Origin of the sequence: Rhodococcus sp. NPDC058521, assembly GCF_042719695.1 — a bacterium.
GTDB lineage: Bacteria > Actinomycetota > Actinomycetes > Mycobacteriales > Mycobacteriaceae > Rhodococcus_F.
This window is the reverse complement of sequence record NZ_JBHXNL010000003.1, coordinates 154,175-168,597: the sequence shown is the minus strand read 5'-3', so window position 1 is coordinate 168,597 and position 14,423 is coordinate 154,175. Positions and strand designations below refer to the sequence as shown.

Here is a 14,423-nt window from a genome sequence, read left to right as displayed (position 1 = left end):
TGAGCGTCCCGCACGTGTGCGTCGGCGCGTCGGTTCCTGCCAGGTCAGCCGCCGGAGTGCATCAGATCTGCGCCGGCAGGCACGAGAACGTCCTCTGGGTCGTCGAGCCAGCCTTCGGGCAGGGCGACGGTGCCGGGTGATCCCTGTCGGCCACGAGGCCCTTCCGCGTCCTTCGGGAATGGCACGGTGGGGTCGAGCTGTGCCAGGAGATCGTCGAGTTCGGTGAGCTTGCTGACGAGCGCCATCGCGACTCGAATTTCCGAGCCGACGGGGAAGCCGCGCAGGTACCACGACACGTGCTTGCGGAGCTCGCGCAGCCCCTTGTCCTCGCCGTGGTGCGCCGCGAGGAGTTCCGCGTGTCTGCGGATGATGGCGGCCACCTCGCCGAGTGTGGGCGGCACCGGCTGCTCGGCGTCGTTCAGTGCGGCACTGAGCTCTGCGAACAGCCACGGACGACCGAGGCATCCGCGCCCGACGACGACGCCGTCACAGCCCGTTTCTGCCATCATGCGGGCAGCATCCTCGGCGGCGAAGATGTCGCCGTTCCCGAGGACCGGGACGTCCGTGACGTGTTCCTTCAGTCGGGCGATCTCGTTCCAGTCCGCTGTTCCGGAGTATCGCTGCGACGCGGTGCGGGCGTGCAGCGCAACGGCGGCAGCACCTTCCGCTGCCGCGATGCGTCCGGCGTCCAGGTGCGTGTGGTGCTCGGCGTCGATGCCGACGCGGAACTTCACCGTGACCGGGATGTCGGTGCCCTCGGTGGCAGCGACCGCGGCGGCGACGATGCGGCCGAACAGGTTGCGCTTGTAGGGGAGTGCGGCGCCACCGCCCTTGCGGGTGACCTTCGGCACGGGGCAGCCGAAATTCATGTCGATGTGGTCCGCGATGTTCTCGTCGACGATCATCTTCGCTGCCGCATACGTGGTTTCCGGGTCGACCGTGTACAGCTGCAACGAACGAGGCGTTTCGGTGGGACCGAACGTGGTCATGTGCATCGTCGCCGGTTGCCGCTCGACGAGAGCCCGCGCGGTCACCATTTCGCACACGTACAGGCCGGACGTGCTGCCTGCGCGTTCGATCTCGAGCTCACGACACAACGTGCGGAAGGCGACGTTGGTGATGCCGGCCATGGGCGCGAGAACGACGGGGCTCTGCAGTTCGAGCGAGCCGATACGAAGCGGTGACATGAATACCTCTGAACGATCTTCGGAAAGCGATTTCGAGAAAGCGCCGAAACGCAACTGTGCCCGGCACCGAATCCGATACCGGGCACAGGATAGCTGTTTCAGCAGGGTGCCTGCTTGTCCGCTCAGGACGCCATCTGCTCGCGCTTCTTCGCCTCACGGGCCAGCATGCGGTCGCGCTGCTCCTCGAACTTGGTCGCCTGGCGATCGAGATCCTCGAGGAACGCGGCCAGCTTCTCACGGGTGTTCTCACCGCGGCCGGAGAAGTCGTCGCGCTCGAAGATGCGCCACTTGCGGAGTACCGGCTGGACGACCTCTTCGAGGTGCTGACGGAGGTCGTAGATGCCGTGCTTGGCCATGAGCACACCGTTGCGGCGGAAGTTCGGCATTCCCGCACCCGGCATCTGGAAGTTGGTGACGATGTCGGCGACGGCCTCGATCGTCTGGTCCGGAGCCAGATCGATCGCCGCGCCGCACAGGTTTCGGTAGAACATCATGTGCAGGTTCTCGTCCGCCGCGATGCGCTGCAGCATCTTGTCCGCGATCGGCTCGGCGCAGGCCTTACCGGTGTTGCGGTGGCTGACGCGGGTGGCGAGCTCCTGGAAGGTCACGTACGCGACCGAGTGCAGGAGTCCGGTTTCGGCGCCGGCGGGGGAGGCGAACCCGTTGGTCATGTGCTCCATGCGGAATTGCTCGAGCTGGACGGGATCGACTGCACGGGTGACGACCAGGTAGTCGCGCATGACGATGCCGTGGCGGTTCTCCTCGGCGGTCCACCGACCGACCCAGGTTCCCCAGGCGCCGTCCTGGGAGAAGTTCTCGGCGATCTCACGGTGGTACGAGGGCAGGTTGTCCTCCGTGAGGAGGTTGGTGATCATCGCAGCCTTGGCGACCTCGTCCAGCTGGGACTGCTCGGGATCCCAGTCGACGCCGCCCATGGCGGCGAAGTTCCGGCCGTCGTCCCACGGGATGTAGTCGTGGGGGTGCCATTCCTTCGCCATCTTCAAGTGGCGGTTGACGTTCTCCTCGGCAACCGGCTGCAGCTCCTGCAGCAGCTCGAGTTGGGTCAGATCCCTCGCCATGTATTGCCTCCAAGTAGAGCGAATTCGACTTCGGCATGCCTACGGTACCGTAGGTTCGAATGATAATCGCCGTCGCGAGAATCCCGAAGCTCTGAAGTTACCGGCGCGTAGATGCGCCTCCATTGTCTTTCGTCGCAACGCGACGGACCGTTACGCAGTGTACCTCCGGCGGCTGGGTTCACAGTGACGTAGGGCCTGAGTCCGTACTGCGATGACATCGCTCACACCCGTGTCGCTCCAGCGCTCCGCGAACGGCCTGCGCAAGGGCACTCTCGCGGTGCGAACTGCGCGAACCGGACATCGGGAGACGTTCGGGATTCGTACGCGACCGTGGAATGGTTGTTAGCGGAGGAAATCATGTCCGATCGTGAAATGACAGTCGAGCAATCCCAGCCCGAAGAAGTCGACGCGGCTCCGGTGCCGCACGCTCGGGGTTCCAAGGGTTATCGCACCATCACAGCAGCCCTCTTCGCGGCAGGTCTCGCGACCTTCATCTCGATGTACTCGGCGCAGGCGCTCCTACCTGCGCTCTCCGAGGGATTTCACATCTCGCCCGCGACCTCGGCGTTGACGGTCTCCGTCACCACCGGACTGCTCGCGTTGGCGATCGTGCCTGCGAGTGTGCTGTCCGAACGCTACGGACGCACCCGAGTCATGGTGATCTCGGCGCTCGTCGCCTGCACTGTCGGCGTACTGCTGCCACTGAGTCCCAGCATCGGCGTCCTGCTCGTCGGGCGGGCGATTCAGGGGTTGGCGCTCGCCGGGGTTCCTGCCGTGGCGATGGCATACCTCGCCGAAGAGGTACACCACAAGGATCTCGGTGCCGCGATGGGGCGGTACGTCGCAGGAACCACGATCGGCGGTCTCGTCGGACGTATCGTGCCGTCGGCGGTCCTCGACGTCAGTACCTGGCGGTGGGCGATGGAGATCGCGGCGATGGCTGCGCTGGTCTTCGCATCGATAATGGTTCGTACGTTGCCGGCGTCCCAGTTCTTCAGGCCGCAGCGCGTTCATCCCCGGACCGTGGCGACGAACCTGGCCGGACATCTTCGAGACCGCCGATTGCGTTCCCTGTTCGCCCTCGGATTCATCCTCATGGGTGGATTCGTCTCGGTCTACAACTTCTTGGGATTCCGGCTGGTTGCCGATCCCTTCGACCTTCCCGAGAGCATCGCCGGGCTGATCTTCGTGCTGTACCTGGCCGGTACGTACTCGTCCGCTGCGGCGGGCGCCTTCTCGGACCGGATCGGACGACGTGCGGTCCTGCTCGGCTCGGTCCTGGTCACGGCGCTCGGCCTCGCATTGACCCTGCCGGATTGGTTGCCGACGGTGCTGGTGGGAATGGCCCTGTTCACCGGTGGCTTCTTCGCGGCGCACTCGGTGGCGAGCGGCTGGGTGAGCCGGGTTGCCACCGATCACCGTGCCGAGGCGTCGTCGCTCTATCTGCTCGCGTACTACCTGGGGTCTTCCTTCGCGGGGGCCGCTGCGGGAATCGCCTACGGAATGGGGGACTGGCCGGCAACAGTCGGTTTCGTCGGCGTTCTGATGATCGGAGCTCTGGTTCTCTCGATCGGCATGTTCAGGCGCGCGGAATAGCCGGGTCGAACGGTCGGCCGCGTGGGGAGTGTGAATCGCCGGCGGATGGAGACGAGTCATGACCACCGGGGACCCCACGAGTTCCGCGACCGCAAACACGGGGATGCCCGCGTGGGCGAAGAAGGCCATCGGCATCACCGTCCTGGTGATAGAGCTGGTCATCGCCTACTTCATTCTGGCTGCCTACTTGCCGCGTGCGTGGGCTCAGAACGTCGGCTCGCTCGCCGGCGGCAGTGTCGCGAAGGGTGTTCTCTGGGGCCTCGTGTTCGGGGTGCTCTGCTCGTTCGTGCCACTACTGCTGTTCCAGGGCGCATGGATGACAATTCCGCGTCGTCGGTTCAAGCCGGTTCAGATCGGTCTTGTGGCGCTCGGCGTCATCGTGATGATTCCGAACCTGCTGACCTCGAGCGTTGTCATGGGCGACAACAACGCGGCACATGCAGGTGAGCGCATCCTGGATGTCTACGCACCTGGATTCCGCGGTGCAACGTTGGTCGGCGTCATTCTCGGAGTGCTGCTGTTCCTGGCGGTAGCAGCAATCACCGTCACGTACCGCAGGCGGAGGGCGGAGGCCGAGAAGATGAAGAGCGGGCGATCTCGTGTGAGATCGCCCGCTCTTTCGTGCCCCCAGTAGGGCTCGAACCTACGACCTGCGGATTAAAAGTCCGTAGCTCTACCAACTGAGCTATAGGGGCGCGGTGCCAGAGTGTAGCGGTGCCGAAGTCTAATGTGATCGATCGGCGGGGGCGTAGCCGACCCGCCAGCGGCGAAGATGCCCCGAATGCGAGTTGCTCGGGTGCGCACCCCCTGCAGCGCACCCGAGCAAGGGAATTATACCATTCGGTGTGTTCTGGTTACCGGCGGGTAACTGTAGTGATGCACTTCACCGGGCATTTTGCGGACCGGTCGTCCGGTTATGGTTGTAGTGAGGTCCTCTCTCGGCCTGTCGGGGCACAGGAGCGGAAATTCTTCGGAAGGTGTTCAACTCGAATGGCACGTCAACAGGAGCGTGCGCGGCGAACACGTGCTGCGCTGGTCGAATCTGCGGCACTCGAATTCGCGCGTCGCGGCTATTCGGCGGCATCTGTCAACACGATCCTGGAAGGCTCGCACACCACGAAGGGTGCTATGTACTTCCATTTCCAATCGAAGGAAGACCTGGCTCGAGCGGTATTGGAGGCCGGCGTCGAACAGTTCACCGAACTGACGGCGCGATGGTCGGACCGGGTGGACCTCGATCCGTTCGTGGTACTGCATGCGCTGCTTCGTGACCTGGCTCGGATGTTCGACGAAAGTGTCATCGCGCAGGCGGAATTTCGTCTCATCATCGAGCCGGAGTTCTATTCCGAGGTGCAGTCGGGTGGTTCTCAGGTGTGGGGACGCACCGCTTACGCGTTGGCGCGACGGGCATCGGAGATGGGTTTGCTGCGAGAAGGGGCGGATCCGGGCAGGTTCACGCGCGTGCTGGCGGCCACCCTTGCCGGCCAGCGCTACATGACGGACCTCACCGCACTGGATGGCGGACTCGAAGACAGGTTCCTGGAAGCGCTGGGGGTGGTCCTGGACGCGATGGCCGCTCCCGAGTGGCTCGCGAAGCTCGAGGCCGAGGGTTGGCCCGAGATCGAGCCCGATCTGCCCCGTGAAACGCAGGAAACGTAGTGTGCGCTGCTGATTTGGGATTTTCACGATCAGTGTCCTAAGCTATCCAAGCTCCCAACGGAACGCCGTTGAGGTACTGGTTCGGAGAAATCCGACGGGCCCCCTTCGTCTAGCGGCCTAGGACGCCGCCCTTTCAAGGCGGTAGCGCGGGTTCGAATCCCGTAGGGGGTACGTTTGACCGACATCAAACGTGCAGTACGGTTGCAGCGTTATCTGTAACCGGCAGTAACAGATAGTTTGCAGGACAAGCAAGGCCCTGTGGCGCAGTTGGTTAGCGCGCCGCCCTGTCACGGCGGAGGTCGCGGGTTCGAGTCCCGTCAGGGTCGCAAGCAGTTTCGGGTCGGCAGAAATGTCGATCCGAACGCTTCGATAGGCATTCGGTTCGGGTGCCGTCCGGCCAGGTAGCTCAGTTGGTACGAGCGTCCGCCTGAAAAGCGGAAGGTCGCCGGTTCGATCCCGGCCCTGGCCACAATCCAGTCTTATGAAGAGTTCCGCCCCGCGAGATTCCCCTCGCGGGGCGGAACTCTTTTCGCGTTACCCGCCCAGGTTGCGGAACACCAGGCGGACAGCCAGGTCGAGATGTTCGATGACGTCCTCGGTCGTCTGCCGGCCGGCAACCCACGACACGAGGCTCGACATCCACACGTCGCCCACCACGTGAGCGGCATTGAGCTGTTCGTCCGATACGTCCTCCACGCCGATCGCCTTCGCGAACATGGCGTTGACCACATGCACGAACGCGTCGAGCTCGGCCGCTGCGGATGCGTCCGCGAACATGAACGCGCGAACCAGTGCCTCGTACCGCTTCGGGTCGCGTTCGAGCACTGCAGTGTTCTTGCGCAGCACGAACAGGATGCGTTCGGAGGGTGTATCGCCCGGAATGACGACGTTCGCGAACCGGTGCCGCATGTCGTCGAACACGACCAGCATGCCGACCACCAGAATGTGGTTCTTCGACGGAAAGTAGCGGTACAGCGTGCCGAGTGCGACCTCGGCTCGCTCGGCGATCGTCCGCATCTGGACGGCTTCGTAGCCACCCTCGGACGCGAGTTCCATCGAGGCGTCGATGATGCGTTGGTACCGCTCACGCTGGGTGGCACGGCGGCCACCGCTGGTGTCGCGTAGAACAGCGAGGACGCTGCTGCGCGGTGTTGTGCGTTCGCCGACCATCGTGTGTGGAAACCCCTTGTTCGAAGACTGCGACATCGTTGCTGCAGGACAGCTTAACCTCAGCCTTTACCCCACAGCGGTTCGATGTCCGGACCTTCATCGGAGTCCGACGATCCGCGGAACCGAAAGGCGAACACTATCCAGCCGATGATCGCGACGAGGATGAAGCTCACCAAGCGATATACGACGACGGCGGAGAGCGCCTGGGCACCCGTCAGGCCACTGGCGGTGAGCGCGGGAACGAGGACGGCGTCCATCACGCCGAGTCCTGCGGGAAGCAGTGGAATGGCGGAACCGGCCGCGTTACCCGCCGCATAGGCGACGGCGAGGCCGGCGAAGCTCGGGCTGCCGCCGATCGCGTAACAGGCGAATGCAAGACAGGACGCATCTGCGATCCAGTTGAGCAGTGACCAACCGAATGCGCGACCCGTGTCCTTTCGGTCCATCCGGACTGCGCCGATCTGGTCGACGATGTGCTTCCAGCGGCGGATCCCGTTGAGTGCCGGCCTCTTGCGGATGCGGTTGATCACCTGAAGTGCCGTCACACCGATGCCCTCCAGCCAGTCCGGTCGGGACGCGGCATATTGAGCGAGGACCAGGAACGCGACGAGACCGCCGATGCTGAACAACAGCGAGAACGGGTTGGTGCTGGCTCCGACCAGGAAGGCCCCGGCCAGACCCACGAGTGCGAGCCCGATTCCCTGAAGGGCGCCGGCCGTCACGAGTTGCCAGGTCGCCACCACGGGGGTTGCGCCCCACATGCGAGTCTGCCGATAGGTGAACGTGGTCGCCAATACGGGTCCGCCGGGCAGCGTGACGCTCATCGAGTTCGCGGCGTAGGCCACCGACAGCGACTGTCGCTGCCGGACATGGACCCCCGCGATCCCGAGCAGGCAGCGCTGCACTCGCGCGAAGCTCGACATCGAGGCCAGCGTCGCGAGAACCGCCGCCGCCACCCAGTGCCAGCGGATGTCGCCGAGACTGCGGACGCTCTGCGACAGGTCGGGCCAGATGAGGACGACTTCGACCGTGAGAACCGCGACGAGCACGACACCGAGAATCCATCGAAGATGGCGGCACTTCGATGACGTCGGGTGTCCGTTGTCCGGTTCCGTTTCGTCCATGTCACACCGTGAAACCGCCGTCGACGTTCAGTTTCTGCCCGGTGACGAAGGCGGCTTTGTCGCTCGAGAGGAAGCACACGGCCTCGGCGACGTCGGCGGCCGTTCCGAATCTGCCGAGGGGGATGTTGTTCATGGCCGCGTCGAGGGCGCGTTGGTCGAGTTCCGCGGAGGAGATGAGCCGTTGTGCCATACCGTCGGTGAGCATTCCGGGGCCGACAGCGTTGAACCGGACACCGAATCGTCCTTCCTCTGCGGCAAACCCTCGGACGAGTTGGTCTATCGCGCCCTTGGTCCCCGGCGACAGTCCGTCACGCACCGGGAACCGATCGGTGGCTGCTGTCGTCACTGCCACGACGGAGCCGGAGCTCTCACGCAGCGCCGTGAGCGAAGCCTGCACCACGGTGAAGAACGCAACCGCCTCCTGTTCGAGATGACGTGCGTAGTCACCCGGATCTATTCGGGACAGATGCTTCATGGGCACGTGCGGACCGGCCGCGTGGACGAGAGTGGTGAGTGTGCCGAACTGTTCGATCGTCTGCCGCACCACGTTTCGGACTCGCGGCACGTCCACGAGGTCGGTCGAGAACGAGGTTGCGCGCACGCCGAGGAGTTCGAGTTCACCCACGAGGTCCGAGGCGACGTCCGCATTGGTTCGATACGTGATCGCGACGTCGTGCCCGAGCTGTGCGAGCTGGCGTGCGATAGCCGATCCGATGCCGCCCGTTCCGCCCGTGACGAGGGCTGCGCGACGGGTGTCGGGCGCCGTCCTGGGTGGCATCACACCTCCAAGCGTGTCGGTTCCGCCCTAACCTAACAACGGCTAGGTGCTCGTGCTCGGTGTTCGCGGCCACCAGTTGGCCCGGCCCATGAGCTTGACGAGAGCAGGAACGAGCAACATCCGTACCAGGGTCGCGTCGATCAGAAGCGCTGTGATCATCCCGATTCCGATGAATCGCATTGGCGTCAGCTCCGACAGTGTGAACGCCCCGGTCACGAGGATGAGCAGGGCAGCGGCCGCAGTCACGACTCGGCCGGTGCGGGTGGCACCGGTCATGACAGCCTCTGCGGTGTCCGCACCCTCCGCTCGGGCCTCGACCATGCGCGAGAGCAGGAACACCTCGTAGTCGGTCGACAGCCCGAACACGACCGAGATCACCAGCACGACCATGCCCGCTGCCAACGGGCCGGGTGTGATGCCCAGCTGGTTCGCCAGGAACCCGTTGTGGAAGATCAGGGTCAGGACGCCGAAGGTGGCGCCGAGACTCAGGAAGGCCATCACGACCGCCTTGATCGGTAGTACGACCGACCCGAACGCCACGAACATGAGAATCAGGGTGGCGGCGGCCATCACGGCCAGCATCACCGGCATCATTCGAACGATGGTGTCGACCCCGTCCGAGGTGGAGGCAGTGGTGCCGCCGAGCTGCCAGTGCACACCGGGGTGGTCGATCGCGCGGATGTCGTCGACGACCCGCATCGCGTCCTGCGACCGGTCCGGGACGGACATCTCCACTCTCAGCGCGACGAACTCCTCGGTCGCGGCACCGAGCGGGGACACGTCAGAGATGTCGTCGACCGCTTTCAGTTCGCGCACCGCGTCGTTCACCGCGGTGTTCTCGGGAGCACCGCCTTCTGCGTCCTCGAGGACGACGAGCACGCCGCTGTTGGCGGCGGGAAACTCGGCGGCCAGATGCTCGGCGGTGGCACGTGCCTTGCTGTCTGCGGGCAGCGCGGTGTGGTCGACGTCGCCGAGCGCGATGGCGTTGATCGGTGCTGCCAGCAGTAGCAGGAGGGCCCCGATCGTCACCGCCACAAGGCCTGGTCGGCGGAGAACGGCCCCGGTGGTAGCGCCCCAGAACCGCCGCGCTCGCGCTTCACCACGCTCGAATGCGTTTGCATTCCACGTCCATTTTCCGATGCGGGTGCCGAGGAGTGCGAGGGCTGCCGGCAACACGGTCAGCGACATGAGTGCGGCCATCGCGACTGCCGACATCGCGCCGAAACCCAGTGACTTCAACATCGGTTGCGGGAAAACGAGAGTCCCGGCGAACGCGCACACCAACAACAGGGCGGAGAAGCCGATGGTGCGGCCCGCCGTGGACATGGTGCGAACCAGTGCGTCGTCGGCGCTGCGTCCGGCCGTGATCTCCTCACGGAACCGACTGACGACGAACAGCCCGTAATCGATCGCGAGTCCGAGGGCCAACAGTGACGCCACATTGACGGCGAACACATTGACTTCGAACCACTCCGAGATCACCCGAAGCGACGCGAGGGAACCTAGCACTGCGAGCACTCCCACGGTCACGGGCAACGATGCGGCCACGACTCCACCGAACACCAGAACCAGGACGACGAGAGTGATGGGCAGGGACAATGATTCGGCGAAGATCAGGTCCTTCTCCGACTGGGAATTGATGTCGTCGGCGAGAGCGCTGAAACCGGTCAGTTGGGTGTCCACTCCGGGCACGGTGAGGTCTTCACGAACGTCCTCGAATCCTCGAAGGCGTTGGTTCTCGTCACCGTCGAGGTAAACGAGTGCCAATGCCTGTGTGCCGTCCGCAGTAGCGAGTTGTTTCTTGGTCGCAGGCGAATTCCAGTAACTGACCACCGGTCTCGCCAGCAGATTGGAGTCGAGACCGTCGAGACGAGCCTGCACATCGGGGCCGAGGTCGTCGAGGGTCCGGCCTTCCGGCGCGGTGTACAGCGCGACGACATCCGGTGTCTGACGCCCGTAATGGTCCTCGATCAGCTTCTCGGTGGCGACCGCTTCACTGCCGGGGTCGGCGTAGCCGCCCGCACTTAGCCGGTCCATGACGGTGGCGCCGAACGCACCGGACAGCACGACGATCACGACGGACGTCAACAACACGGCCAGTCTGTGTCGGAGAACGACACCGGCCCACGTCGTCACGGGCGTGCCTGCACGGTCTGCTCCGTGATGTTCGACGCTTTCGCGATCTCCGGATACAGCGGCGAGAACACGCCGAGCGCAGTCGCTCGCTCGAAGTTGGGGTCGTCGCGGTGCGTATCCAGCGTGCGGATGCGGTCGAGACCGTAGTACTCGGATGCACCCGGCCGCACCACCGCTTCGGGGTGACCGGAGACGACGGCGTCGAGGTTGCGCTCGAACAGGACGTGACAGGACTTGATCCCGGCCATCATCACTTCCTGGAATCGGTCGTCGGGGCAGATGTCGAAAGTCTCCACGTCGACGACTCGTCCGGTGTCGATACCGGCGTCCACTTCGTGCAACGTTGCCCCATAAGTGTTTTCACCTGCGAGGATTGCGTGAACGATCGCGATTTCGGGTCGGCCCCGGAAACCGGGGAGCAGTCCGTTGTGAATGTTGTAGATCCGCATACCCGAACCGATCAGCGGTGCCTTCAGGATCGTCGCGTTGTTGACGGACCACACGACGTCGTCGGTGCGGGCGGTTTCGATCGTAGCGAACTCGGTGTTCACGTTGTCGGAGAAAAGAATTCGGTACGGATGTTGTCCATCCGGAACCTGCTCCCGCGTCGGTACACAGACGAGATCGACGGAATGGCATCGACTCGAGGCCAACCGCACGGCCCGCCACAGGAGGGAACCGCTGCCGATGAATATCATCCGTCTGCCCCACTTTTCGCGGCGACGGCTGCTTCGTGAACTCGACCAAGCGTCAGATGGTGAATCAGCCCCTCCAACTGCGCTACGAAAACCTGCTCGCCCGCCCTGCCGACGATGTCGCGTGACACCTTGGCGAGCATCTCGACCGAAGCGAGGGAGTCGCCACCGAGGGCGAAGAAGTCCGATGATGGGCCGAGCGAGGCCGCATCCACCGACAACGCATTCGACCAGATCTGTGTAACAGCGGCGAAAGCGGGATCCGTCACGGTCGATTCCGGGGCCTCGGCACGCTCGCCGGTGTGACGCTCTTCGAGCAGGGTGACGTCGAGTTTCCCGTTCGAGGTGAGGGGGAGTGCCTCGACGAAGGACAGCGTCGCCGGAATCATGTAGGTGGGCAAACGGGTTGCAAGGTGGTCGCGAACGGTCGCTTCCGGATCTTCGCCGAGAGTGCCGTCTGCGACGACGTACGCGGCGAGAACATTGCCACCGTCGGGGCGGCGCACGGCTGTGACCGCGGCGTGGCCCACACCGTCCAGTTCCACGATCGCAGCGCGGACTTCGCCGGGCTCGACCCGGTTGCCACGAATCTTCACCTGGTGGTCCACTCGGCCGACGAACTCCAGCTCACCGTTCGGGAGTCGGCGTGCCAGGTCACCGGTCCGATAGAAGCGTTCTCCCACCGCTGATGTCACGAATCGTTCCGCGGTCAGATCCGGCCGGTTCAGGTAACCGCGCGCAACCTGAGGTCCCCCGAAGAGGAGTTCGCCGACCTGACCTTCGCCGACCTCCTGACCGGAGGAGTCGACGATCTTCGACCGGGTGTCGATCGCCGGGTACCCGATCGGTACGGAGGGTGCTTCGGTGTCGAGACGGTCGCCGATGACATGGGTGGTGCACACGATGCTGACCTCGGTGGGCCCATAGCTGTTCAGCAGCCTGGTCGTCGGACCGAAGAAGCTGCGTGCCCGCGCTGCCAGGTCGGGTACGAGGAGTTCTCCTCCGATGATCACCGTTCGTGGTGGCGGTACGCCGATACCGAGTCGCACGATCACCTCGAGCAGGCTCGGGGTGAGCAGGAACGTGTTTGCGCCGGAGTCGCACAGCATTTCACGCAGTGACACGTGGGATACGTCATCGGGCACGAGGACGATGGTGCCCCCTCTGAGCAGGGGGCTGAGGAACGCAGCACACGCCATGTCGGCTGCAGGTGTGTGATAGTGGGCGAACCGAGTCTCCGGGCCGAGTGCGAACCACTCTGTCGCCGAGGCCACGTAGTTCGCCACCCCGCCGTGGGTGACGACAACACCCTTCGGGCGTCCGGTAGAGCCCGAGGTATAGGTGACGAATGCACTGTCGGTCGGAGTGACGTCACACTCGTCGCCGGGCTCGCCAGGTGCGATGTCGCCGAGGTCCAGAGAAAGAACGTTGGGTATGTCCGCGTAGTCGGTCTCGACGAGTGCGAGCGCAGCTCCGGAGTCCTGCAATGTTTCCCGTATACGGGCGCGGGGGTGTTTCGGGTCGAGTGGCAGAAACGCGGAGCCGGCCCGCATGATCCCGAGTTGGCCGGCGATGCCTGCGAAAGTGCGGCCGGAGATCACGGCAACTATCGAGCCGGGGCCGATGCCGCGAGCGGACAACTGTGCTGCAATTCCTGCGGATCGGGCGTCGAGGTCGGCATAGGTGTAGTCGCGTTCGGGGGACTTCACTGCGATGGCTTCGGGGTTCTCGGCCAGCCGTGCGGCGAAAAGGCCTACGACAGTTTCCGATTGCCGATTGCGTTCGACGGCCTCGTCGGCAGGGGAGCTGGTGGTCACTTCCTTTTCGAGGGCCTGGGCGATCCGGTCGAGCAGCGCATCCAAGCGCGGCTCGATGCCGACGCCGGTCCGGCACGACGCCGTGATCTCGGTCCTGCCGCCGGCTTCCAGTGCCACGAAGGAGAGCGGCACCATCCCGGTGTGCACAGGAAGCGCACGGACCGTGGACGGAGTGAAGCCGGGGGCGGCGAAGTCGTCGAGATCGATCGTTCCGGCGTGAGAAACGATGGCCGAAACCAAGTTCAGGTTTCGCCGGGAACCGAGTGAGTGCACCGCTCGCAGTACCCCGCGGGTGACCACGGGTGGAAACTTCCCGAGCCCGCCGTTGTCCATCTCGTTCAGTTCACGCTTCTCGACCAAACCTATCAACATCTGGGCGTTGACCTGCGTCCAGTCCTGTCCGGGCGCCACCGTCAGGAAAAGCGGAAGGGCGAGGTTGGCGGTCGACCGGATGCTCGGGTCGTGACGTCGCAGATCCACGGGAACCATCAGTCGCACAGGAGCGTCGGCGGATGCGGCGAGGACGGCACCTATCCTGGCCACCACTGTTCCCGGAGTTGCCGTCACGGTCCGGTGCCGCCAGCCGAATTTCGCATGGCCTCGAATCGGGGCGCCGGGGCCGATCGGAGAAGGAAACGTCGGGAGCAGCCGAGTTGCCTTGCCCGGACGCCCCAGACGCTCGACGAGCGTGTGGTCGGCAGTGACGTCGGGCGCACCCTCCACCGCCTCGCCCCGAAGAGCACGAAAGACGTCGGACGCCCACAGTGTCAGTCCCTTTGCGTCCATGACACCGTGAAAGGCCCTGAACACCAATGCGGCTCGTCGTCCACGTACGAGAACGACCTCGGTTGTGGCGTCCGCCCTCGGCCCGAGGGGACGACCGAACAGCTCGTGCGCATCGGGGTCGTCCAGATCGAGGTCGGTACCGGTCGTCATCTCCACGTGTGGCGCGCGCCCGGTGTCCACCCAGGTGCTTCCCGATCGGACGAGCCTCGAACCCGGACACGCGGCGGACGCTTTGGTCACGGCGGCTGTCAGCGCGTCGAGGCCGATGCAGCCGGCACCTTCGACGATCAGCTGGATCGCGAACGGCGAGGCCAACTGCTGCCCCGACAGGTACAGCCGTTCGGTCGGCGAGATCGGTCTGTGGAAACCGGATGTGGTCGATGTCGTCATGGTCAC

General features: G+C 64.6%; 11 protein-coding genes and 4 tRNA genes. 6 read left to right on the top strand and 9 right to left on the bottom strand.

What is annotated here, in order from left to right:
- Positions 1-44: 44 nt before the first annotated feature.
- Both dusB and ACFWO3_RS07165 read right to left on the bottom strand, forming a co-directional pair.
- The gene (dusB, locus tag ACFWO3_RS07170) at positions 45-1,187 is read right to left on the bottom strand and encodes a tRNA dihydrouridine synthase DusB (protein ID WP_378575410.1); all 1,143 of its coding nucleotides are present in this window, start codon (positions 1,185-1,187) and stop codon (positions 45-47) included.
- Positions 1,188-1,309: 122 nt separating this feature from the next.
- Positions 1,310-2,266 carry an acyl-ACP desaturase gene (locus ACFWO3_RS07165; protein WP_378575407.1) on the bottom strand — a complete coding sequence of 319 codons (957 nt, stop codon included), beginning with the start codon at positions 2,264-2,266 and terminating at the stop codon, positions 1,310-1,312.
- 372 nt (positions 2,267-2,638) lie between these two features.
- On the opposite strand from ACFWO3_RS07165, the gene ACFWO3_RS07160 reads away from it, so the two are divergent.
- Positions 2,639-3,862 carry an MFS transporter gene (locus ACFWO3_RS07160; protein WP_378575907.1) on the top strand — a complete coding sequence of 408 codons (1,224 nt, stop codon included), beginning with the start codon at positions 2,639-2,641 and terminating at the stop codon, positions 3,860-3,862.
- Between the two features lie 58 nt (positions 3,863-3,920).
- Positions 3,921-4,496 carry a hypothetical protein gene (locus ACFWO3_RS07155; protein ID WP_378575404.1) on the top strand — a complete coding sequence of 192 codons (576 nt, stop codon included), beginning with the start codon at positions 3,921-3,923 and terminating at the stop codon, positions 4,494-4,496.
- Here the strand turns inward: ACFWO3_RS07155 and ACFWO3_RS07150 are convergent.
- Positions 4,485-4,557, bottom strand: a tRNA-Lys gene (locus tag ACFWO3_RS07150). The genes ACFWO3_RS07155 and ACFWO3_RS07150 overlap by 12 nt on opposite strands.
- A 295-nt stretch (positions 4,558-4,852) precedes the next feature.
- Here ACFWO3_RS07150 and ACFWO3_RS07145 point away from each other — a divergent pair.
- From ACFWO3_RS07145 to ACFWO3_RS07130, 4 genes are all read left to right on the top strand, one after another.
- Positions 4,853-5,521, top strand: coding sequence for a TetR family transcriptional regulator (locus ACFWO3_RS07145; RefSeq protein ID WP_378575401.1), 669 nt, complete (start codon positions 4,853-4,855; stop codon positions 5,519-5,521).
- 98 nt (positions 5,522-5,619) lie between these two features.
- Positions 5,620-5,692, top strand: a tRNA-Glu gene (locus ACFWO3_RS07140).
- A gap of 81 nt (positions 5,693-5,773) precedes the next feature.
- Positions 5,774-5,847: transfer RNA gene (locus ACFWO3_RS07135), tRNA-Asp, on the top strand.
- Positions 5,848-5,916: 69 nt separating this feature from the next.
- Positions 5,917-5,990: transfer RNA gene (locus ACFWO3_RS07130), tRNA-Phe, on the top strand.
- 65 nt (positions 5,991-6,055) lie between these two features.
- Here the strand turns inward: ACFWO3_RS07130 and ACFWO3_RS07125 are convergent.
- The 6 genes from ACFWO3_RS07125 to ACFWO3_RS07100 all read right to left on the bottom strand — a co-directional run bounded on the left by ACFWO3_RS07125 (position 6,056) and on the right by ACFWO3_RS07100 (position 14,417).
- Entirely contained in the window at positions 6,056-6,727 is a 672-nt protein-coding gene (locus tag ACFWO3_RS07125) for a TetR family transcriptional regulator (RefSeq protein WP_378575398.1), read from the bottom strand.
- 23 nt (positions 6,728-6,750) lie between these two features.
- Positions 6,751-7,815 carry a YbhN family protein gene (locus tag ACFWO3_RS07120; RefSeq protein ID WP_378575395.1) on the bottom strand — a complete coding sequence of 355 codons (1,065 nt, stop codon included), beginning with the start codon at positions 7,813-7,815 and terminating at the stop codon, positions 6,751-6,753.
- A 1-nt stretch (position 7,816) separates the two neighbouring features.
- On the bottom strand, positions 7,817-8,593 hold the full coding sequence (locus ACFWO3_RS07115; protein ID WP_378575393.1) for an SDR family NAD(P)-dependent oxidoreductase: 777 nt from the start codon (positions 8,591-8,593) through the stop codon (positions 7,817-7,819).
- A gap of 42 nt (positions 8,594-8,635) precedes the next feature.
- On the bottom strand, positions 8,636-10,729 hold the full coding sequence (locus ACFWO3_RS07110; protein WP_378575390.1) for an MMPL family transporter: 2,094 nt from the start codon (positions 10,727-10,729) through the stop codon (positions 8,636-8,638).
- Positions 10,726-11,280, bottom strand: coding sequence for a formyltransferase family protein (locus tag ACFWO3_RS07105; protein WP_378575387.1), 555 nt, complete (start codon positions 11,278-11,280; stop codon positions 10,726-10,728). The genes ACFWO3_RS07110 and ACFWO3_RS07105 overlap by 4 nt, the downstream gene beginning before the upstream one ends.
- A 143-nt stretch (positions 11,281-11,423) precedes the next feature.
- Positions 11,424-14,417 carry a non-ribosomal peptide synthetase gene (locus tag ACFWO3_RS07100; RefSeq protein WP_378575384.1) on the bottom strand — a complete coding sequence of 998 codons (2,994 nt, stop codon included), beginning with the start codon at positions 14,415-14,417 and terminating at the stop codon, positions 11,424-11,426.
- Positions 14,418-14,423 lie beyond the last annotated feature (6 nt).